Here is a 20,954-nt window from a genome sequence, read left to right as displayed (position 1 = left end):
CACACCGTACGTTTCGATCGGTAGCGATCGGATCGAGAATCATCCGCAATTGATTAGGCGCCGTGCGTCGATCACTGGCGGAGCTGAACGGCTTGCCGCCGGCTGGTGACCCCGAGTTTGCGGTAGATGGAACGTTGGTGCGTGCGAACGGTATTGACGGAGACGAATAGTTCGGCGGCGATTTCGGCAGCGGTCATGTGGGTGCCGAGGAACCGAAGGATTTCGCGTTCGCGCCGGGTGAGAGGGACGCCGGACGGCTCGCGATCCGCGGATGGTGCGGCACGGGCGAGGAGCGACGCCAGAAGCTGTTCGTGTCGAGTACCCCTGCCGGCGTGTTCGGTGAGGAGCGCACGGAAGTGGGCGTCCACCCGTCCGAACGGCTGGGTGATCCGTTGCGGTTCCGCGATGTCGAGGGCGCGCGCGAGCTGTCGGTGCGCGCGCTCCGCAGCCCCCCGGCTCCAGCTGAGCTGGGCGGCGGTGACGAGACCACCGACCTTGACGTACGAGATCGGCAGCTGCTCGATTCGCTTCAGGCACCGTGCGGCGTCATCCACGCGCCCCGCGCGCCGGTACAGCTCGGCCGCGAGGACCGTTGCCATCGGCAGGCTGTGGGAGAAATCCAGGGTGTCGAGCAGCTTGCAGGCTCGTTCGCTGTCGCCACCGGCGGCCGCGAGATTGGCGGCCGCGGCGGTCCGGAACATCTGCCAGGGCACTCCGTGAACCTCGGCGTCGACGACGTCACCCAGGAGATGTGCTGCCTCGTCGATTGCGGTGACGTCGAGGGCTGCTGCCACGGTGAGCGCGTAGAGGATGCGTGCGAGCGCGGTGTAGGCGGTGTCGCCTCCGGGGGCGAGTGACAGTGTGCGGAAGGTGGCCTGCGCGGCGTCGAGCTCGTTCTGCCAGTAATGGATGAAGCCCTGTGTGAAGAGCTCGATTCCGCCGTCGTACGCGAGCCACTCGGTGCCCACGTCGGCGGCAGTCGACATGGCCAGATCGAGCGTGTCCTGCGCTCGCACGAGATCCCCACCGAACGCGAGTGCGAATGCCAGGTTGGAGGCGGCCCGGTGGGCGAGGACGTGGTGGCCGGCCAGCTCGGCTTCGTCCCTCGCGGAGGTGAGGAGTTGTGCAGCCGCCCGGGGGTCGCGGCGTAGCCGCAGTTCTGTCCAGCCGACCAGGAACACCGCGTGAGCGTGACTGTGGTGCGCGGCATCTCCGGTACCGAGCGCCGCCCGCGCCCGGTCGGCCGCCGCCTCCAGGTCCGCAGCCCGGTGCACGAGGAACAGGTCGGTGAAGGCTCGGTTCGATTCGAAGTGAGCAACGGCAGCGGGGTGGCTCGGTGCCGCCGCATCGGCGCGGGCGAGGAGGAGCGCCGAACCGGCGGTATCGCCGAGGACATCGACGCAGCACGCGCGGATCAGCAGCATCTCCGGGGTGTCCGCGAATTCTGGGGGCAGGGCCACGCACCGTGCGTTCAGGGCGGCAGCGTGCGCCTCGATCACCAGGCGCAACCAGTGTTCGCGGATGATCTCGACGGCGCGACCCGGCACACCTGCGCGCATCGCGTGAACCGTCGCGTCGATCGGGAATCTCGGGGCCAGCCAGTCGGCGGCCGCGAGATCGAGTTGCGCCGCGCGTGCGGCGTCCCGCCGCTGCAACGCCACCCGGCAGTGCTGAGCGAACACGTCGTGCCAGCGGTACGCGGTGCAGCCGTCCGCGCCGACGTACCGGTCGAGGAACAGCCCGCGACGGACGCACTCCTCGAGCAGCGCCGCCGCGCTGTGGGGGTGGCCGCTCAGCACGGCGGCGAGGTCGGTGTCGATCCGGTCGCACGTCGTGGCGGCGAGGACGAACTCGGCCAACTCCGTTGGCAGGTGGCTCAATACGGTGTCGGAGATGTAGTCGGTGAGCAAGTCGCGAGAGCTCTCTGCGAGAAGGGCTGCGTCGTTCGGTGCCCGCTCGTCGAGGTTCAGCAGTGCCAGCCGGACGGCGACCGGCCAGCCACCCGTCCGACGATGCACCGTTGCGGGCTGAGAGACCCCGGCACCGGATTCGCCGATCGCCTCGGCGATCTCCTCGATCGTCAACGCGAGATCGCGCGAGCCCATCAGGGTCGCCGTCCCGTCGATCAGCTGTCGGTTGAACCGGGTGTCGAGCCCCCCGGTGCCCACGAGCACGAACCGAATACTGCCGGAGTCGAATTCGGTGATCGTGCCGACGACGTCGACGATGTCCTCGGCGTCGGCCAGATGGGCGTCGTCGACGATCACCACGACGGGCCCGGGCAGACTCCTCGCGACCTGCCCGAGATGCGTGATCACGGACTGCAGGTCGCCCTGCACCGCGGACCCGCCGCTCACCGGGACGCCGCAGCGCTCGGCCGTCCGGTGCAGCGCGGTGACCAGCCCCACCGCGAAGTGTTCGGGCCCACGGTCGTGCCGGGTGATCGACAGCCAGGCAATCGGTCGGGTGGTGGTCCGGGCCCACGCTGCGAGCGCGGTGGTCTTACCGAAGCCCGGAGGTGCCACCACCAGGGTGAGCGGCGACCGCGTCACCGCGGTGTCGAACAGTGCCTGCATTCGCGGTCGGGGGCGGGTTCCTGGAACCGGCTCCGGCGGCTCGACCAAAAACCATGGCACATAACCCCAGTGCCGCCCCAGACCACCTACCATTCGGTGGAGTCTAGTCACCGCCTCGATGCGGGGCGATTCAGCGGAACGGGCAGGGCGGCCAACGCGTGGTCGACGACGTCGTCGACGCTGAAGACCGGGTCGGCGGTGCGGTCGATCGCGAGGCTCTCGACCATCGACCACCACGCGCGCAGCAGCATTCGCATGGCCGGCGACGGTTCGGTGCCGGTGGCCGCGAGGGTGCGCTCGACCATGGTGTTCTTCATGTTCTCGCGGATCTCTCGGATCTGCGGGTCGGCGCCGAAGCCGCCGTGGAAGAACGACTGGTAGTTGTCGCCGTGCCGGTCGATGAACGAGACGAAGGCGAGCACGACGGCCCGCAGCTGATCGGCCGTCGGGTCGGTCGCGTCCGGCACCGCGGCGCGCAGCAGGCGTCGGGCCGCCGCGCCGACGACCGCGACGTAGTAGTCCTGCTTGGTGGGGAAGTACCGGAACAGCAGGCCGCGGGAGATCCCGGCCTTCTCGGCCACCTGGTCGATCGACAGTGCGTGGATGGGACGCGTGGACAGTTCCTGCAGGCCGATCGCGACGAGCTGACGCTTGCGCTCCTCGGGCGGGAGCCGCCGCCGGGGAGCTGCAGTTTCGATCGACACGAGATGACACCGTCCAGGTTCTTGATTGCGGGGCAAGTCTACGTTTAGGTTAACTGAGCAATGCTCAGTTAGTCGACGTGACGGAGGCCGGCATGGATTTCGCCCCGAGCGCGCGGTCGCAGGAGTACCTGGACCGACTGCGTGAGTTCATCGCGACCGAGGTCGCGCCCGTCGAGGCGCGGCTGCGGGCCGAGCGAGTCGCTCCGTTCGCGCAGCGCGCCGACGTCTCCGGCGCCGCGATGTGGCAGGTCTCCGACGAGTTCCGCGCGCTGCAGGCGAAGGCGCGGGCGCAGGGACTGTGGAACCTCTTCCTGCCCGACGCCGAACTCGGCGCCGGCCTGAGCAACGTCGAGTACGCGCCGCTCGCCGAGGAGATGGGCCGCTCCCCCTTCGTCTCCGCGGTCTTCAACTGCGACGCCCCGGACACCGGGAACATGGAGGTGCTCTACCACTACGGCAGCACCGCGCAGAAGGAGCGCTGGCTGAAGCCGTTGCTGGACGGCGAGATCCGGTCCGCGTTCTGTATGACCGAGCCCGACGTCGCGTCGTCCGACGCCACCAACATGGCGGCGACCGCCGTCGTCGAGGGCGACGAGGTGGTCCTGAACGGCCGCAAGTGGTGGAGCACCGGCATCGGCAGCCCGGACTGCAAGGTGCTGATCTTCATGGGCCTCACCGACCCGGAAGCACACAGGTATCAACGGCATTCGATGGTGCTGGTCCCGATCGACACGCCCGGAGTGAAGGTCGAGCGGATGCTCTCGACGATGGGCTTCTACGACGAGCCGGGCGGCCACGGCGAGGTGTCGTTCACGAAGGTCCGGTTGCCGCTGGACGCGATCGTCGCCGGCCCCGGACGTGGATTCGAGATCGCGCAGGGCCGGCTCGGTCCGGGCCGGGTGCACCACTGCATGCGCCTGGTCGGCCTCGCGGAGGCGGCGCTCGAGCTGGCGATCCGCCGCGGCACCGAGCGCGTCGCGTTCGGTAAGCCGCTGATCAACCTGGGCGGCAACCGCGAACGCGTCGCCGACGCGCGCATCGCGATCAACCAGTTGCGGCTCCTCGTGCTCCACACCGCGTGGCTGCTCGACACCCAGGGCATCGCGGGTGCCCGGTCCGCGGTGTCGGAGATCAAGGTCGCGGCCCCGCGGGTGGCGCAGCAGGTGATCGACTTCGCGATCCAGATCCACGGCGGCGGTGGACTGTCCGACGACTTCCCGCTCGCCGGCGCCTGGACGGCGGCCCGTGCCCTGCGGCTGGCCGACGGCCCCGACGAGGTGCACCAGGGCCTGGTGGCCCGCTTCGAGTTGGGTAGGTACCAGTGACGGCGCAGATGCCCGACAACGCCCGCACCGTCCGCGACGAGGACGCCTTCGACGTCGATGCCGTCGCGCAGTGGCTCCGCGCAAACGGTCTGCACGAGAACGGCATTCCCGACGTCCGCCAGTTCGCGGGCGGTGCGTCCAACCTGACGTATCTGCTGCGCTACCCGGACCGCGACCTGGTGCTGCGCCGTCCGCCGGCCGGCGCGAAGCCGTCGTCCGGACACGACATGGTCCGCGAGTACCGCATCCAGTCGCTGCTCGCGCCGGTGTACCCGCACGTGCCGGCCATGGTGGGGCTGTGCACCGATCCGTCTGTGCTGGGCAGCGACTTCTACGTCATGGAACGCGTCGAGGGCACCATCCTGCGGTCCGCTCCCCCGGCCGAACTCGGGCTCACCCCGGAGAACACCCGCGAGCTCTGCCTGCGGGTGATCGACCTGCTGATCGAACTGCACGGGGTGGACCCGGCGAGCTCGGGTCTCGACGAATTCGGCCGCGGCACAGGCTACGTCGCCCGCCAGGTCGCGGGATGGACCAAGCGGTACGCGGCCGCCCGCACCGACAACGTTCCCGACTTCGCGCGGGTGACACGGTGGCTCGCGGACCACCAGCCCGAGGACGTCGCATCGGCGGTGATCCACGGCGACTTCCGGCTCGACAACGTCGTGCTCGGCGACGACCTGCGGCCGCGGGCCGTGCTCGACTGGGAACTCGCGACCGTCGGTGACCCGCTGATGGATCTGGGATCGAGCCTGGCCTACTGGGTGCAGGCCGACGACCACCCGATGATGCTGGCCACCAAGCGTCAGCCGTCGGACCTGCCGGGCATGCTCACCCGCCGCGAGATCGTCGAATACTACGGCGAGCGAACGGGTCTGCCGATCGACAACTGGCGCTTCTACGAGGTGTTCGGGTTGTTCCGGCTCGCGGTGATCGCGCAGCAGATCTACTACCGCTTCCACCACGGGCAGACCACCAACCCGGCGTTCGAGCACTTCTGGATCGCCGTGGGATACCTCGACACCCGCTGCAACGAACTGATCGACACGGAGGGCAAGCAGTGAGCAGCCGCGCAACTCGAAAGAACATCCTCATCACCGGCGCCAGCTCGGGCCTCGGCCGCGGCATGGCCCGCGAATTCGCCGCGCGCGGGCGGAATCTCGCGCTCGCGGCCCGCCGCACCGACCGGCTCGAGGAACTGCGCGGCGAACTGCTCGCCGCGCATCCGAACATCACCGTTGCGATCCGCAAGCTCGACGTGGACGTCGCCGACCAGGTGTTCGACGTGTTCCGCGACTTCGACGAGGAGCTCGGCGGCCTGGACCGGGTGATCGTCAACGCCGGCCTCGGCAAGGGACAGCCGTTGGGCACCGGCTATTTTCATGCCAACGCGGCGACGGCCCGGACCAACTTCCTCGGCGCGCTCGCGCAGAGCGAGGCGGCGCTCGAGCTTTTCCGGCCGCGCAACGCCGGCCACGTGGTGCTGATCTCGTCGGTGAGCGCGATGCGGGGCATGCCGCGCAACCTCACCACCTACGCCGCGTCGAAGGCGGCGGTCGCGGCGCTCGGTGAGGGCATGCGCGCGGATCTCGCGAAGACCGGCATCGACGTCAGCACCATCTTCCCCGGCTTCATCCGCTCGGAGATCAACGAGAAGGTGAAGAAGGTGCCGTTCATCGTGGACACCGAGACCGGTTGTCGAGCGCTGGCCGCCGCGATCGAGAAGGAACCGAACAAGGCGTACGTCCCGGCGTGGCCGTGGCTGCCGGTGTCGATGGCGATGAAGGTGCTGCCGCTCTCGGTGGTGTCCAGGATGGCGTAGTCGTCGCACCAGATCGGTCCTGACCAGCGGGTTTCGCGGAACCGGTTGGTTTGTGGGGCATCGAGATAAATATTCGATAACGCTCGACGAATCGATACAGAGTCGTTACCCTTTTGTGACGGGCCCCGTAGGAGCGCACTCCTCGGGCCGCTCAGCAGCACAAATGAGGTAACACCGTGGCCCAGAACCACACGTCATCGCACCCCTCCCATCACAACCCCGGCCGCCGTCGCCGACTGAAGACGGCGGCACTAGTCGCCCTCACCGGATCCCTGCTCGTCGGTGGTGCGCAGGTCGGCGTGGCTACCGCGTCCGCCGCGCCGCAGTTCGCACAGGCCGCCGGATCCGTCCTCCGACTCGGTTCGAGTTCCTCTGTGGTGCAGCCTGTTTCAGGCGTACTGACATCGAGCTACGGGCCCCGTGGAAACAGCCACCACAACGGCATCGACATCGGTGCGAGCATCGGCACGCCGATCTACTCGGCGGCAGCCGGCAAGGTGATCTCGGCCGGCCCGGCCTCCGGCTTCGGGCAGTGGGTGCGCGTCCAGCACGACGACGGCACCATCACCGTGTACGGCCACGTCGACACCTACGTCGTGAGCGTGGGCCAGCGCGTCGCGGCCGGTCAGCAGATCGCGACGGTCGGCAACCGCGGTCAGTCCACCGGACCGCACCTGCACTTCGAGGTCTGGAATCCCAGCGGCCGGCAGGTCGACCCGCAGGCCTGGCTGCGGAAGAACGGCGTCGCCCCCACCTGGTGACGGCGTACCCCGTTACAGGCCGAGGACGTCCCCGCGGAACCGGCGTCGCATCCGCCGATCGTGGGTCACCAGGACGACGGTGCCGGTGAACGCTTGCAGCGCCTCCTCGAGTTCCTCGACCAGCGCCGGTGCCAGGTGATTGGTGGGCTCGTCCAGTAGCAGTAGGTCGGCGCCCGACGTGGCCATCAGCGCCACGTCGAGGCGTCGGCGCTGGCCGAAGGACAGTTCCCCGATCCGGCGGTCCAGGTCCTCGGGGCAAAACAGCCCCAACGAGAGCAGTTCTGCCGCCGCGGCGTCCGGCTCGGTGCGGCACTCGGCCGCATACGCCCGCCGCAGCGTCGTCTCCGGTGGCCGACGGGGCGGTGTCTGCGTGAGATATCCGATCCGTCCGGGCGCGCGTACCGAACCGGTGTCGGGAACGATCACGCCCGCAATCACATTCAGCAGGGTCGTCTTCCCGGAACCGTTCGGTCCCGTCACCAGTAGTCGGCCACCGTGCCGCACCTCCAGTCGGGGGATGGTCAGCCGAGTGTCGACGCGGACGTCGTCCAGGCGCACCGCCGGACCGTCGGGTGACGGGTCGGAGGCGGCCAGTGCCGGCGTGAACCGCAGGGGTTCCGGCGGTGGCGAAACGGTATTCGTCGTCAGGCGGTCGATCCTCTCCTTCGCGTTGCGGATCCGGCCCATCGCACCGTGGTCGCGGCTTCGGGCCCGGAAAGCGCCGTGGCCGAACCCCGCCTTCTCCTGTCTGCGGGGGATCGCCGCGAGCCGATATGCATTGGCCTCGACGAGGCGGGCGCTGCGGTCGAGTTCGAGTCTCCACTCCTCGTACTCGCGAAGTCGCCGCCGACGCTCGGTCGCCTTCGCTGCGAGATATCCGTCGTAGCCGTCGCCGTAGCGGCGCACACGGCGTTCGTCGACCTCGAGGATCACCGACGTCAACCGGTCGAGGAACACCCGATCGTGGGTCACCGCCGCCACCGTGCCGCGGTGGTCGATCAGGCGTGCTCGAGCCAGGCGACGGCATCGTCGTCGAGATCGTTCGTCGGCTCGTCCAGCAGCAGGAGTTCGGCGTTCGATGCCAGGGCGGCGGCCAGCGCGAGTCTGGCCTGCTGTCCACCCGACAGCGTGCCGACCCGTCGGGATCGGTCGAGATGCGGCAGACCGAGGGCGTGCAGGGCGGCATCGACCCGTTCGTCGGCGGTATAGCCGTCCAGGCTTTCGAAGATCGCCGTGGCGTCCGTGTACCCCGACAGAAGTCCCTCGACGTCGTCGGCGGACGCATCGGTCAAGCGCCGCTCGAGGTGGCGGATCCGGGCCTCGAGGGCGCGGAGGTCGCGGAGAACGTGGTCGATCGCGGCCTGGACCGTCGCGTCGGCCGGAAGATCCAGGGACTGTGCGGCATACGCGATGCCGCCCGGAGCGACGACTCGCACCTCGCCGTTTTCGGTGGGTGTGTGGCCGGCGAGCAGGGCGAGCAGCGTCGACTTGCCGGACCCGTTGTCACCGACGACGCCGACCTTCGTCCCGGGCGGGATGGCGAGATCGACGGCGTCGAGGACGACAAGGTCGCCGTACCGCTTCGAGACGGAAAACAGGGAGAACTGGGAGACGGGCATGGGCGTGCTCCTTGAACCCGGAACGAATCCGGGGAGATCGGGGAAAGGTGCCCTCGCGCAATCGACCCGGTCGAACCGGGCGGAAATGTCTGCGCGCTCAGGACCCACCGCGGAGCGAGCTCGACGCGGCGTCCCGATCTACTGATTCAGAGTGCCCACGAAAATTACCGTAGCACCGGAGGATTCACTCGACCACCGATTATCCGGGGAGCTTCCTCGAATACACCTGTGGCGGTGGTCGAATGAATCGACCACCGCCACAGGAGGTTTTACGCGGAGACTCAGGCCTCGATGATGAAGGCCTCGAGCTCGGCGCGAGCCTTGTCGTCGGCCATCTGGACCGGCGGGGACTTCATCAGGTACGCCGACGCCGGCAGGATCGGGCCACCGAGGCCGCGGTCCTTGGCGATCTTCGCGGCGCGGATGGCGTCGATGATGATGCCGGCCGAGTTCGGGGAGTCCCAGACCTCGAGCTTGTACTCCAGGTTCAGCGGGGCGTCACCGAACGCGCGACCCTCGAGGCGGACGTACGCCCACTTGCGGTCGTCGAGCCACTCGACGTAGTCCGAGGGACCGATGTGGACGTTGCGGTCGTGGACCTTGCCGGACAGCGGTCCGTTGAGGTTCGAGGTCACGGCCTGCGTCTTCGAGACCTTCTTGGACTCCAGGCGCTCACGCTCGAGCATGTTCTTGAAGTCCATGTTGCCGCCGACGTTGAGCTGGTAGGTGCGGTCCAGCACCACGCCGCGGTCCTCGAACAGCTTCGCCATCACGCGGTGGGTGATGGTGGCGCCGACCTGGCTCTTGATGTCGTCGCCGACGATCGGGACACCGGCCGCGCGGAACTTCTCGGCCCACTCCGGGTCGGAGGCGATGAAGACGGGCAGCGCGTTGACGAACGCGACGCCGGCGTCGATGCAGCACTGCGCATAGAACTTGTCGGCCTCTTCCGAGCCCACCGGCAGGTAGGACACGAGGACGTCGACCTTGGCGTCCTTGAGGGCCTGGACGACGTCGACGGGCTCGGCGTCGGAGACCTCGATGGTCTGCGCGTAGTACTTGCCGATGCCGTCGAGCGTCGGGCCACGCTGGACCGGGACGTCCAGCGGCGGGACGTCGGCGATCTTGATGGTGTTGTTCTCGCTGGCGTTGATGGCCTCGGAGAGGTCGAACCCGACCTTCTTGGCGTCGACGTCGAACGCGGCGACGAACTGGACGTCGCGCACGTGGTACTGGCCGAAGGTGACGTGCATCAGGCCGGGGACCGTCGAGTTCTCGTCGGCGTCCTTGTAGTACTGCACGCCCTGGACCAGGGACGAGGCACAGTTACCCACGCCCACAATGGCTACACGCACCGCGGTGCTGTTCTCACCCATGGTCGGGTTCTCCTTCTTTCTTCTGGAGTGCTGCTGCTGTTGATGATTGTTCGGCGGCGATCAGCTCGTTGAGCCACCGCACTTCGCGCTCGCTCGATTCGAGACCGAGCTGGTGGAGCTGGCGGGTGTATCGGTCGAGTGATCCGGTGGCCCGCCCGACGGCGTCGCGGAGGCCTTCTCGACGCTCCTCGACCTGACGTCGCCTGCCTTCGAGGATCCGCATCCGCGCCTCGGCGGGGGTGCGGCTGAAGAAGGCGAGGTGCACGCCGAACCCGTCGTCGGTGTAGTTCTGGGGCCCCGTGTCCGCCACCAGCTCGGAGAAACGCTTCCGACCAGCGGGGGTGAGCTCGTACACGCGGCGTGCCCGACGCTTCACGGTGCCTTCCTCGCCCGAGTCCTCGGCGATCAACCCGTCTGCCTGCATGCGGCGCAGGGTCGGGTAGAGCGAGCCGTAGGAGAAGGCGCGGAACGCACCGAGCAGGCCGGTGAGCCGCTTACGTAGCTCGTAGCCGTGCATGGGTGACTCGAGGAGCAGCCCGAGAATCGCGAGCTCGAGCAAGACCACACCCCCTGAGTGTCCCGAACATAACCGATAGATGCGATTGCCAACTATATCGCACCGATATATACGAACACACAGTTGTACGAAAATGGCTGGTAGGAGGCCTAGCGGTCGGCTCGATAGACCTCGCGGACGGCCCCGTCGAAGCCGACCGTCATGAAGCCCTGCGCGCCCGTCCTGTCGTTCGACAGATAGATGCCCACCACCGGCCCGTTGTTTTCGTCGCGATCCGCGATCAGATAGCTCGTGGTGGGTGCGTCGACGCCGATCGTGCGATCGGCGCCGTAGAACAGCCCGATCAGCTGGGGAACGTTCGGCCGCAGGTCAGCCAGGTCGACGGGCACGCCGGCGGTGCGACCCGGCGACCTTCCCTCGTCGGTGAGCTTCCCGTCCTCGTACCGATACGACTGCTCGCTGCCGGGGGCACCGGGCACTGGACGGGAGATCGACGCGTAGTCGGGATGGATAGTCAGGGTGTCGACCTCCGAATCGCCCAGTTGCCGGGCGATGTCGTCGAGCATCCGTCCTAGTCCCGCTGCGGTGATCAAGTCGGTGCCCGCCCTGGGCGATGCGGTTTCGTAGTGGTCGCGGGTCGAGGTGGCCACGACGACGAATCCGCACGCCGCGACGACCACCGTCGACAGCGCGACGACCCAGCGAGTACTCGGCGTCGATGGCACGGTCACCGTCCTCCGACCGGGAAGACGTCGACGATCGAGCCGTCGAGCCTCGTGTCCACGGATCCGGTTCCTCGGACGGAATCCTCGAACTGGATGCTGACCAGGCCCCCGCCCGACGAGTCCGCGCGCACGAAGATGTGGCCCAATTCGGCTGACAGGAGCCCGATCAGCCGCGGCCCGGCCGCGATCGTCTCGGTGAGTCGGTCGACGTCGAGGTATGCCAGGTCGACCGTGACCTTGTCCGACGCGCGGTTGTCGGGTTCCCGAGACGTCGAGAAGCCGCCGCGGAAGCTCCAATCCTGCACGCGACCCGGCAGGTCCGGCAGCACCCGTCCGAAGAACACGTAGGTGGAGTAGAAGGTGACCTGGTCGACCTGCAGGTCACCGAACTTCTGCTTGTACGCAGTCAGGAACTGCCGGATCCCCTCGGGTGAACGCGGGTCGTGTGACTCGACCACGATCGGCTGAGGTTCAGCCGCGGGGAGCGGTGCCGGCGCCGGTTCGGCTGCGACGGCCACCTCCTGGGCCGCGTCTACTCGAGACACGTAGACGACGGTCCCGCAGACCGCGACGATCGCGATCGCGATTGCGACCGCCGCGACGGCGCGTCCCGGAATCTGCCGGCGCGGCGCCGACTGCGGTGCCGCCACCGCTTCGAGGAGATGCTCGGGAATTTGCAGGTCCGTGACGAGCGAGCCGAGTTCCCCCAGTGTCTTGGCCTTCATGGCCCGTGCGGTTCGGGCCCGGTACTCGGTCGGGTCGAGCTGCCCGTCGCCGTAGCCGGCATCGAGTAGTGCGCAGGTCTGCGCGCGATCGATGTCGCGCGCGCGCTTTCTGGCGGGGGCTCGCTCTGGCACGCGGTGATCATAGGGAACCGGTCGGAATGTTGCGTGGCCGCGCCCGCGGATCCGGCTGCGGGGTCTACTGGTCGGCGCTGCGAACTCTGCGGACCTCACCGTCGAAACCCACGGTCAGAAACCCGCTCGTAGCCTGCTCGTCGTTGCGCAGGTAGATCCCGGCAGTCGGTCCGTGCTCGTCCTGTTCGATCGAGATGTGCGTGGACGTCGGATCGGCGACGGCGAGCGTGCGGTCGGCGCCGTAGAGCAGGCCGATCACGGTGGATACGTTCGGGCGCAGGGGCGCCAGATCGATCGACAGTCCGTTGCCGCTGCGCGGCGAAGGGGTGCCGGCTTCCGTGAAAAGTGCCTCGCCGTCGTCGACCTCGTACCGGTACGAGATCGACATCCCGGGCTTTCCGGGAACGGGACGGTTGATCGATGCGTACTCGGGATACACGTTGAGGGTGTCGACCGAGGAATCGCCGAACTCCCGCTGGATCTCGTCCAGCAGCCGGCCGAGCCCGGCGGCGGTGGTCAGGCGCGCGGAGTTCGGGGAGTTCGCCGCGCCGTCGGTGCCCGTCGAGCCGCCCCACGGGCCGGTCGTGACGACGATTCCCCCGGCCACGGCGACTGCCGCTGCGGCGAATGCGGCTATCCGGCGCACGTTCCGCCCCTGCGGCGGCGGGACCGAGTCCTCGCGTTCGCGCGGAATCCTGCGCTCAGGGCTTGCCACGGTCAGCCGTCCGCACGTGACGGGGCGGAGGTGCTGGTGACAACCCCGTCGAACGTCGCGTAGAGATGTTCGGAGAACAGTCCGGGGTCCTCGACGTAGATCAGGATCTCGGGTTCGTCGGTGATCGGGTCGGGGCGGACGATGATGTAGTCGATCCGGCCGCCCGGCAGTCCCACCACGGACGGAGCGTCCCGGATCAGGTTCCGGAGCCCGTCGAGCCGGATCGTGGCGAGGTCGACCGTCGCGTCGGTGGTACGAGACCATGGTGACCCGCTCGGGTTGAAACCACGGTAGTACTCCCAACGCTGGACGCGATGCGACTGCTCGGGAAGCATCCGACTGAAGCGGGCGTAACGCTGCTTCAGGTACAGCTCGTCGACGATCTGATCCCCGAACTTGTTCTGGAACTGCTGGAGGAATACCTCGATCCCGTCGGCGGTCGTCGTGTCGACCGGGTCGACCACGATCGCGTCGGGCTCGCCCGGAATCGGTGCCGGTGCCGGTTGTTCGGCGGCGGCGACCTCTTGAACGGAGTCCGTCTGCGGGATTCCGTCGTCGCTACGTGTGACGACGGCCACGAGACCGATCACGACGGCTACTCCCACGACGGCCGCGGCGATCGCCGGGCCACGGCGGTTCCGTGGGGACACCGTGGCCTCCCGGATCGCCATCTCGGCAAGGTGCGCCGGAATCTGCAGATCGGACACCAACGCATCGAGTTCGCCGAGTGTCTTCGCCTTCATCGCGGCGGCGGTGCGGGCGTCGTACTCTCCGGCGTCGAGCTGGCCCTCGCTGTATCCGGCGTCGAGCAATCCGCAGGTCTGCACGCGATCGATATCGCGCGCGCGTGTATTCGAGGAAGCCTGCGCAGCCATGGTCGTGAGTCTAAGTAACGGTCCGACTCGGGCCAGCGGCGCCGCCCGACTCCCAGCGGCCGGGCCATGTCAAGACCTTGTGTTCGTCCCCACGTGCGGTCACTCCCGCCCCACCCCGCTGACGGTGGACGCACGTACTCTGGTCTCCGTGCGGATACAGCGGCAGGTCGTGGACTACGCGCTGCAGCGCCGGTCCCTGCTGTCCGAGGTCTACTCGGGGCGGACCGGCGTCAGCGCGGTCTGTGATGCGAGCCCGTACCTGCTGCGTGCGGCCAAGTTCCACGGCCGGCGCAGCGAGGTGATGTGCCCGATCTGTCGTAAAGAAGAGTTGACCCTCGTATCTTGGGTGTTCGGCGACAAGCTGGGTCCGGTGTCGGGCTCGGCACGGACACCCGAGGAACTGGTTCGTCTGGCCGCGACCGAGGAGGAGTTCTCGGTTCACGTCGTCGAGGTGTGCCGCACATGCAGCTGGAACCACTTGGTCCAGTCCTACGTTCTCGGTGCGGTGCCTGCACCGAAGCGGCCGCGGAGGTCTTCGTCCCCGCGTCGCCGCACCGCGAGCGAGTAGGGACCCGACAGCTGTGCCCACCGACCGACGCAACCGAGGACTGCCCACAGTCACCCGATTACTGGAGATTCGTACGTGAGTTCCCCCAACAACCCTCAGGGTCGAGCCAACGGACCTAAACGTCCCAACGGCCCGCAGCAGAGTGGACGACCGGCCGGGCAGCAGCCCGGCCGACCTGTGGGTGGCCCCGCGCCGCGCCGCAACCCCGGCCCGCCGCCGGGTGGTCGTCCCGCAGCACCGCGGCAGCCGCAGGGCGGACGCCCCCCGCAGGGTGGTCGTCCTCCGCAGGGCGGTCCGCGTCCGGCCCAGGGCGGTGGTGGTGGCCGCGGACCCGGCGGACGCCCGCCGGCCGGCCCGCCGCCGACCGCCCGCAAGTCGGGTGGGGGTTCCGGCGGTCAGCCGCCGAAGGGGCCGAAGAAGACCAAGTCGAGCAAGTGGAAGATCGCCCGCCGCGTCACCGCCGCGGTGGTGGCCGTCGGCCTGATCGTGCCGATCCTCGGCTTCATGGTCGCGTACATCTTCGCGGACGTCCCGCGTCCCGGTGACATGAAGACCAACCAGGTCGCGACGATTCTCGCGTCGGACGGCACCACCGAGATCACCCGTGTCGTGCCGCCCGAGGGCAACCGCACCGAGGTCACGATCGACCAGATCCCGGTGCATGTGCGCAACGCCGTGCTCGCGGCCGAGGACCGTGACTTCTACTCGAACCCGGGCTTCTCGGTGACGGGCTTCGCGCGCGCCGCCCGTGACAACGTGCTCGGCCGCGACAGCGCCGGCGGCGGATCCACGATCACGCAGCAGTACGTCAAGAACGCACTGGTCGGTTCGGAGCGTTCGCTCACCCGCAAGATGAAGGAATTGGTCATCTCCTCGAAGATGGCCAAGCAGTGGTCCAAGGACGAGATCCTGGCCGCCTACCTGAACACCATCTACTTCGGTCGCGGCGCGTACGGCATCGCAGCCGCCTCGCAGGCGTACTTCGGCAAGCCGGTCGAGGAACTGACCGTCTCCGAGGGCGCCGTGCTGGCAGCAGTGATCCAGCAGCCGTCGGGTCTCGATCCGGAGTTCAACCCGACCGGCGCGCAGACGCGCTGGAACTACGTCCTCGACGGCATGGTCGGCAGCGGCACGCTCAACTCGGCCGATCGCGCGGCGGCGCAGTTCCCGCAGGTCATTCCGTCCGCCGAGGTCGACAACGGCGCCGGCGGCGGCGGCCCCGAGGGCCTCATCAAGCAGCAGGTGCTGCAGGAGTTGTCGGCGTCGGGGATCAGCGAGCAGGACCTCAACACCGAGGGTCTGCAGATCACCACGACGATCGATCCGCAGGCGCAGCAGGCGGCGCTGGACGCCGTCGAGACCTACATGGACGGTGAGCCGTCCGAGCTGCGGACCGCCGTCGTGTCGGTCGATCCGCGCAGCGGCGCGGTCCGCGCCTACTACGGCGGCCAGGACGGCACCGGCTACGACTTCGCGCAGGCCGGTCTCCAGACCGGTTCGTCGTTCAAGGTGTTCGGCCTCGCGGCCGCACTCGACCAGGGTGTCCCGCTCTCGCAGATGTACGACAGCGGCCCGCTCACGATCAACGGCATCTCGATCGGCAACGTCGAGGGCGAGTCCTGCGGCACGTGCACCATCGCCGAGGCGCTCAAGCGGTCGCTCAACACGAGCTTCTACCGCCAGATGCTGTCTATCGACGACGGCCCGCAGTCCATCGCCGACATGGCCCACAAGGCCGGCATCCCCGAGGACATCCCGGGTGTGGGCCCCTCGCTCACCGAGCCGGGCGGTGTCGGGCCCAACAACGGCATCGTGCTGGGCCAGTACCAGTCGCGGCCGCTCGACATGGCGTCCGCGTACGCCACGCTGGCCGCATCGGGCACGTACCACCAGCCGTACTTCGTGCAGAAGGTCGTCACCGCCGACGGCACCGTCCTGCTCGACCGTGGCACCCCGGTCGGTGAGGACCGCATCGACGAGGCCGTCGCCGACAACACCACCGCCGCGATGACGCCGATCGCCGCGTACTCGCGCGGCCACGGCCTCGCGGGTGGACGCCCGTCGGCGTCGAAGACCGGCACCGCGCAGCTCGGCGACACCGGCTCCAACAAGGACGCCTGGATGGTCGGCTACACCCCGTCGCTGTCGACTGCGGTGTGGGTCGGTACCGAGCAGGGTCTGCCGCTCGAGAACAGCTACGGCGGCATGATCTACGGCTCGGGTCTGCCGTCGGACATCTGGAAGGCCACGATGGACGGCGCGCTCAAGGGCACCGACGTCGAGAAGTTCCCGACGCCGAAGCCGATCGCCGGTGTCGCGGGTGTGCCCGCGTACTCGGCCCCGGCAGCGCCGAAGACGACCACCGAGGCCCCGTCGAGCACGTCGGAGACCACGACGACGCGCCCGCCGCTCGAGATCACCACGAGCAACGTGGAGATCCTGCCCGGTGTGACGATCCCGATCCCGGGCATCAAGCCGGGACAGTCCACCGAATCGTCGCCGACGCAGTCCCCGGACGCGCCGTCGTCGGAGGAGGAGCAGCCGCCGGCCGCCGGTGGAAACGCTCCGCAGGGGCAGCAGCGGCCCGCGCCGCAGCCGGTACCCGCCGGATAGCGGATTCCCGGTAGCCTCGCGGAGTGGCCGACATTACCGCGGGCAGCACCGAGGACAGGATCGGCGGCGAGTTGGTGTCTCCGGCACCACTCGCCGCCGATCGTCGTTCCGCCGACTGGCGGGACGTTCCCGGTCATACGGATCCGCTGACGTCGAAGTTGGCGGCGACGATCGGCGGGCCGGTGGGCCGGCACGCGCTGATCGGACGGACCCGCTTCTTCACCCCGATGCGGGTGATCCTGTTGCTGGCCGTCGTCTTCCTCAGCCTCGGCTGGTTCACCAAGGCGGGTTGCATCCAGCAGGCCCCCGTGGGCGAGAACGGCGTCCTCGGCCTGGACTGGAGCGGCAACCGTCAGTACGTCGCGATGTGTTACTCCGACACCGTCCCGCTGTACGGCGCCGAGCACCTCGACGAGGGCGCCTTCCCCTACAAGAAGTGGTGGGAGGAGCCGAGATCCGACGGCTCGATCCAGCAGCGGTACATGGAGTACCCGGTGCTGTCGGGGCTGTACCAGTACGGCTCGATGGTGGTCGCGAAGGCGTGGGACGCGACGCCCTGGCTGCCCGGCGGCCTGCAGGTCGCGATCTACTTCAACGTCGTCGCGTTCGGTCTGGCGATGGCATGGCTGGTGACGGTGTGGGCGAGTGCCCTGCTGGCCGGCAGACGGGTGTGGGACGCCGCCCTCGTCGCGTGTTCACCGCTGGTGATCGTGCACGCGTTCACCAACTTCGACCCGCTCGCGACGGCGTTCGCGATGGGTGGCCTGCTGGCGTGGGCGCGCAAACGCCCGGTGCTCGCGGGCATCCTGCTCGGCTTGGGCGGCGCCGCCAAGCTGTTCCCGCTGATGCTGCTCGGTCCGCTGCTGGTGCTGTGCCTGCGGTCCGGGCAGATCCGCGACTGGACGCGGGCGACGCTCGCGGCCGCGGCGGCCTGGCTGGTGGTGAATCTGCCGATCGCGCTGCTGTTCCCACGCGGGTGGGCCGAATTCTTCCGGCTCAACTCCGAACGCGGCGCGGACCCCGACTCGATCTACAACGTCATCGCCTCGTTCACCGGATGGACCGGATTCGACGGCCCGCTCGCGCCGGGTGAATCACCGTCCGTGCTGAACGCCGTGACGCTGCTGCTGTTCGTCGCGGTCTGTGTCGGCATCGGGTACGTCGCGCTCACCGCGCCGCGTCGGCCGCGCGTGGCGCAACTGTGCTTCCTGCTCGTCGCCGGATTCCTGCTCACCAACAAGGTATGGAGCCCGCAGTACTCGCTGTGGCTGGTGCCGCTCGCCGTGCTCGCCCTGCCGCACCGCCGGATCCTGCTGGCCTGGATGACGATCGACGCGCTCGTGTGGGTGCCGCGGATGATGTACTACCTCGGCGTCTCCAACAAGGGACTGCCCGAGGAGTGGTTCACCGGCGCCGTCGTCGTGCGCGACCTGGCCGTCGTCGCCCTGTGCGTGCTGGTCCTACGACAGATCTACCGGCCGACCGAGGACCTCGTGCGGTTCGGGTTCATCGACGACCCCGCGGGAGGCGTCCTCGACCAGGCCGAGGACGCGCCCCCGCGGTGGCTGCCGGCGTGGCTGCGGCCGAAGGTGCCGCCGGTGCGGGCCGACGAAGAACCGGCCTACTTGCGATAGCGCGTGCTCCCGTCCACCCCGTGGGTGGTGCTCACCAGCTTCGCGAAGCAGTGCTCGGTCGCGAACCCCTTCGAGTCGCACCACGCGTTGGCGCCCTCCGGCGTCGGGAACGTGACACCGGCTGCGGTCACCCACCAGTCCCGCTCGGTGAAGGTGCTCCAGTCGCCGCTCCACATCAGTCGCACCTCCGGGTAGCGCAGGCGCAGGTCCAGATGCTCACGCAGGATCTCCGCGTTGTTCCACGTGAGACCGTCGGCCACCAGGCCCGGCTGCTTCGAACTGAGCAGCGGCACCCAGCGGTCCGCGAGATCCGACCGCACGAAGGGGGCGTCGGCATCGGCCTGCTCCCGCAGCGCGTCCCGGCTCGCCCGTTCCGCATCGACCCCGACGGCCGCGGTCGTGGACGCCTCGAAGGTGAGCGGCGACGACGTGCCGGACGGGGCCGACGCGGTGGTGGGACCGGACGACGTGCCCTCGTCTTCGCAGTCCACGAGGATGTCCCCGCCGCCGCTGCCGCTCACACCTCCCCTGCCGTCACCGAGCGTGCCCGGCAGTCGCCAGAACGAGCCCAGCGGGTAGCGGAGTCGCGCGGTCGCGTAGTCGGTGCCGCCCCCATTCGTCGGCGGCAACGTCAGCGGCGTTGCCGAGAAGTCGAATGTCGACGACGCCACGGGACTTCCGTTGTCCCGAACCGTCACCCGCATCGCGTCGGTGGACAGGATGTCCCCGCCCGGACACGTGGCCCGGACGCGCATCTCCACGATCAGGCCGCCGGCATCTGTCCGGAACGAGACCGGCTCCAGTTCCGGCCTGCTGCCGCACTTGGTGACCAGGTCGCCGGAGCCGCCGGAAGTGGAATCGGCGACCGTCCCGATCGCGCCCGGCACCGTCGCGGGGCCTCCGGTGGGAGCGTAGGCGGTGAGTGAATCACCGGTCGCAGCAACGAGATTGTTGCCGCCGGCTCCGATGAGGTCGACGTCGCCAGGCAGTGTCCAAGCGAGGCTGCCGTCGCGGAGGTCGTACGCGTCCAGGCTTCCCTCGCTCCGTGTCACCACGACCCTGCCGTCGGTGGTCTCGAAGCTGCGGCCGCTCGATGGCGTCGTGGTGATGCTCCATAGTTCTTCACCGTCGTCCAAGGCGAGCGCTGTTACCGTCGTGCCCTTCAAGGCGAGCACCCGATCGCCGACGATCGACGCCGTATCCAAGTCACGGCGCGCGGTCCACAGTCTGCTGCCGTCGCCGGGCATGTAGACGGAATCGTCAATGAACACAGGCACGTTCGCCAGAGTGGTGAACGTCTGATGCGGACCCCGGAGCCGACCGGACTGTTCGAAGACGACGGACCCGGCGCTGTCCAGGGCAGCGACGACTGCTTCGTCGGGGGTCGAGTTGCAGACGGATCCGGCGAATCGATCAGCGCCGAGTCCGGTGAAATCCCAGAACGATCCGGCACCGAGGAGCGTTCCGGTGGCCGCGTCGAAGGCGTAGGCGTTCTGTGACGCCTTGTAGAACAGCCGTCCCTGTCGGAACTCGAACGAGTGTCGGTCGCCGCCGCCCCAGGTACACGACTCCGGCAGCGTTGGCCAGGCCTGCCAGGCACTCGACGGATCGGTCGCCGATCCGCTGGTCAGCACGAATCCGCCGCCGCTCGAGCGGCGAGCCGCGTCGTATCCGGCTACGAACACGGTAGACCCGTCGGACGTCGTGTCGATGACGGAGAAGTCGGGCGCGAAGACGTTGCGGGTGGCGCCGGAACGGAGATCGACGAATTCGACACGCGCATTCTCCCCCGGTTCGCCGCGAATCACACACGGTAGTACGCCGTCGACAGGAGCATCGTCGCAACTCGATTGTGCCGACATCGGTCGGGTCCAGCGGACTGCACCCGACTCGGAGTCGAGGCCGATCATCGCGGTATCCCCGCCGGACGACATCCCCGACCTCGCCCGGACCGGTCCGCGCATGGTGACGAGCGTGTCCCCGACGTCGACGAACCCAGCGCCGTAGTACTGGACCGATCCCGACACCGGTGTGAAGAACGCGTCTCCGGGAACACCCCCGACGTCGGTCGGTGAGATGCTCCAGGAACGCGTCGGCTGTGTCGGGAAGGTATAGCGCAGCATGCCTTTCGCGACCGGCTCGGGGGTATCGCCGTCCCTCGTGAGGACCCAGTACGTTCCACCGGCGACGAGGGCGACGACGAGGGCGGCCGCGGCCACGGCGACCAGGATCGGACCGCGTCGCCGACGTGGTGGTGGCACCGCGAA

16 protein-coding genes and 1 pseudogene are annotated in these 20,954 nt (G+C 68.7%); 7 read left to right on the top strand and 10 right to left on the bottom strand.

The window, feature by feature from the left end:
• Nucleotides 1–71 precede the first annotated feature (71 nt).
• A complete protein-coding gene (locus tag LCL87_RS25830) occupies nt 72–2,576 on the bottom strand; it encodes a LuxR C-terminal-related transcriptional regulator (RefSeq protein WP_510850717.1) in 2,505 nt (834 codons plus the stop codon).
• Between the two features lie 107 nt (nt 2,577–2,683).
• Nucleotides 2,684–3,280 carry a TetR/AcrR family transcriptional regulator gene (locus LCL87_RS08185; RefSeq protein WP_225018518.1) on the bottom strand — a complete coding sequence of 199 codons (597 nt, stop codon included), beginning with the start codon at nt 3,278–3,280 and terminating at the stop codon, nt 2,684–2,686.
• A gap of 92 nt (nt 3,281–3,372) precedes the next feature.
• Between LCL87_RS08185 and LCL87_RS08180 the strand changes: the two genes are divergently transcribed.
• The 4 genes from LCL87_RS08180 to LCL87_RS08165 all read left to right on the top strand — a co-directional run bounded on the left by LCL87_RS08180 (nt 3,373) and on the right by LCL87_RS08165 (nt 7,188).
• Nucleotides 3,373–4,605, top strand: coding sequence for an acyl-CoA dehydrogenase family protein (locus LCL87_RS08180; RefSeq protein WP_225018517.1), 1,233 nt, complete (start codon nt 3,373–3,375; stop codon nt 4,603–4,605).
• An 8-nt stretch (nt 4,606–4,613) separates the two neighbouring features.
• Nucleotides 4,614–5,669 (top strand): phosphotransferase family protein, encoded by a 1,056-nt coding sequence (locus LCL87_RS08175; RefSeq protein ID WP_225018692.1) that lies wholly within the window; start codon nt 4,614–4,616, stop codon nt 5,667–5,669.
• Nucleotides 5,666–6,427, top strand: a complete 762-nt coding sequence (locus tag LCL87_RS08170; protein ID WP_225018516.1) for an SDR family oxidoreductase — start codon at nt 5,666–5,668, stop codon at nt 6,425–6,427. The genes LCL87_RS08175 and LCL87_RS08170 overlap by 4 nt, the downstream gene beginning before the upstream one ends.
• A 176-nt stretch (nt 6,428–6,603) precedes the next feature.
• Nucleotides 6,604–7,188, top strand: a complete 585-nt coding sequence (locus LCL87_RS08165) for a M23 family metallopeptidase (protein ID WP_510850716.1) — start codon at nt 6,604–6,606, stop codon at nt 7,186–7,188.
• A 12-nt stretch (nt 7,189–7,200) separates the two neighbouring features.
• Here the strand turns inward: LCL87_RS08165 and abc-f are convergent.
• The 7 genes and pseudogenes from abc-f to LCL87_RS08125 form a co-directional block, all read right to left on the bottom strand.
• A pseudogene (abc-f, locus tag LCL87_RS25825) lies at nt 7,201–8,807 on the bottom strand (ribosomal protection-like ABC-F family protein).
• A gap of 281 nt (nt 8,808–9,088) precedes the next feature.
• Nucleotides 9,089–10,183, bottom strand: a complete 1,095-nt coding sequence (locus tag LCL87_RS08150; protein ID WP_225018513.1) for an inositol-3-phosphate synthase — start codon at nt 10,181–10,183, stop codon at nt 9,089–9,091.
• Nucleotides 10,176–10,742 (bottom strand): PadR family transcriptional regulator, encoded by a 567-nt coding sequence (locus LCL87_RS08145; RefSeq protein WP_225018688.1) that lies wholly within the window; start codon nt 10,740–10,742, stop codon nt 10,176–10,178. The genes LCL87_RS08150 and LCL87_RS08145 overlap by 8 nt, the downstream gene beginning before the upstream one ends.
• A 107-nt stretch (nt 10,743–10,849) precedes the next feature.
• Nucleotides 10,850–11,425 carry a hypothetical protein gene (locus LCL87_RS08140; RefSeq protein ID WP_225018511.1) on the bottom strand — a complete coding sequence of 192 codons (576 nt, stop codon included), beginning with the start codon at nt 11,423–11,425 and terminating at the stop codon, nt 10,850–10,852.
• Between the two features lie 2 nt (nt 11,426–11,427).
• Complete coding sequence (locus tag LCL87_RS08135; RefSeq protein ID WP_225018509.1) at nt 11,428–12,282, bottom strand: DUF1707 SHOCT-like domain-containing protein; 855 nt, start codon at nt 12,280–12,282, stop codon at nt 11,428–11,430.
• Nucleotides 12,283–12,346: 64 nt separating this feature from the next.
• A complete protein-coding gene (locus LCL87_RS08130) occupies nt 12,347–12,997 on the bottom strand; it encodes a hypothetical protein (RefSeq protein WP_225018507.1) in 651 nt (216 codons plus the stop codon).
• Nucleotides 12,998–12,999: 2 nt separating this feature from the next.
• Nucleotides 13,000–13,872, bottom strand: coding sequence for a DUF1707 SHOCT-like domain-containing protein (locus LCL87_RS08125; RefSeq protein ID WP_225018505.1), 873 nt, complete (start codon nt 13,870–13,872; stop codon nt 13,000–13,002).
• Nucleotides 13,873–14,020: 148 nt separating this feature from the next.
• Here LCL87_RS08125 and LCL87_RS08120 point away from each other — a divergent pair, with 148 nt between their 5' ends.
• The 3 genes from LCL87_RS08120 to LCL87_RS08110 all read left to right on the top strand — a co-directional run bounded on the left by LCL87_RS08120 (nt 14,021) and on the right by LCL87_RS08110 (nt 18,687).
• Nucleotides 14,021–14,440: a DUF5318 domain-containing protein gene (locus LCL87_RS08120; RefSeq protein ID WP_005516753.1), complete on the top strand. Its 420-nt coding sequence runs from the start codon at nt 14,021–14,023 to the stop codon at nt 14,438–14,440.
• A 75-nt stretch (nt 14,441–14,515) separates the two neighbouring features.
• Entirely contained in the window at nt 14,516–17,053 is a 2,538-nt protein-coding gene (locus LCL87_RS08115; RefSeq protein ID WP_510850715.1) for a transglycosylase domain-containing protein, read from the top strand.
• A 23-nt stretch (nt 17,054–17,076) separates the two neighbouring features.
• Nucleotides 17,077–18,687, top strand: coding sequence for a glycosyltransferase 87 family protein (locus LCL87_RS08110; RefSeq protein WP_225018503.1), 1,611 nt, complete (start codon nt 17,077–17,079; stop codon nt 18,685–18,687).
• Here LCL87_RS08110 and LCL87_RS25820 read toward each other — a convergent pair.
• Nucleotides 18,675–20,948: an outer membrane protein assembly factor BamB family protein gene (locus LCL87_RS25820; protein WP_225018501.1), complete on the bottom strand. Its 2,274-nt coding sequence runs from the start codon at nt 20,946–20,948 to the stop codon at nt 18,675–18,677. The two genes, LCL87_RS08110 and LCL87_RS25820, sit on opposite strands and share 13 nt — an antisense overlap.
• Between the last annotated feature and the right edge of the window lie 6 nt (nt 20,949–20,954).

The sequence above is a fragment of the Prescottella equi genome (assembly GCF_020171745.1).
Taxonomy (GTDB): domain Bacteria; phylum Actinomycetota; class Actinomycetes; order Mycobacteriales; family Mycobacteriaceae; genus Prescottella; species Prescottella equi_A.
Note: the sequence above shows the minus strand (reverse complement) of the source record. Positions and strands in the feature narration are given on the sequence as shown.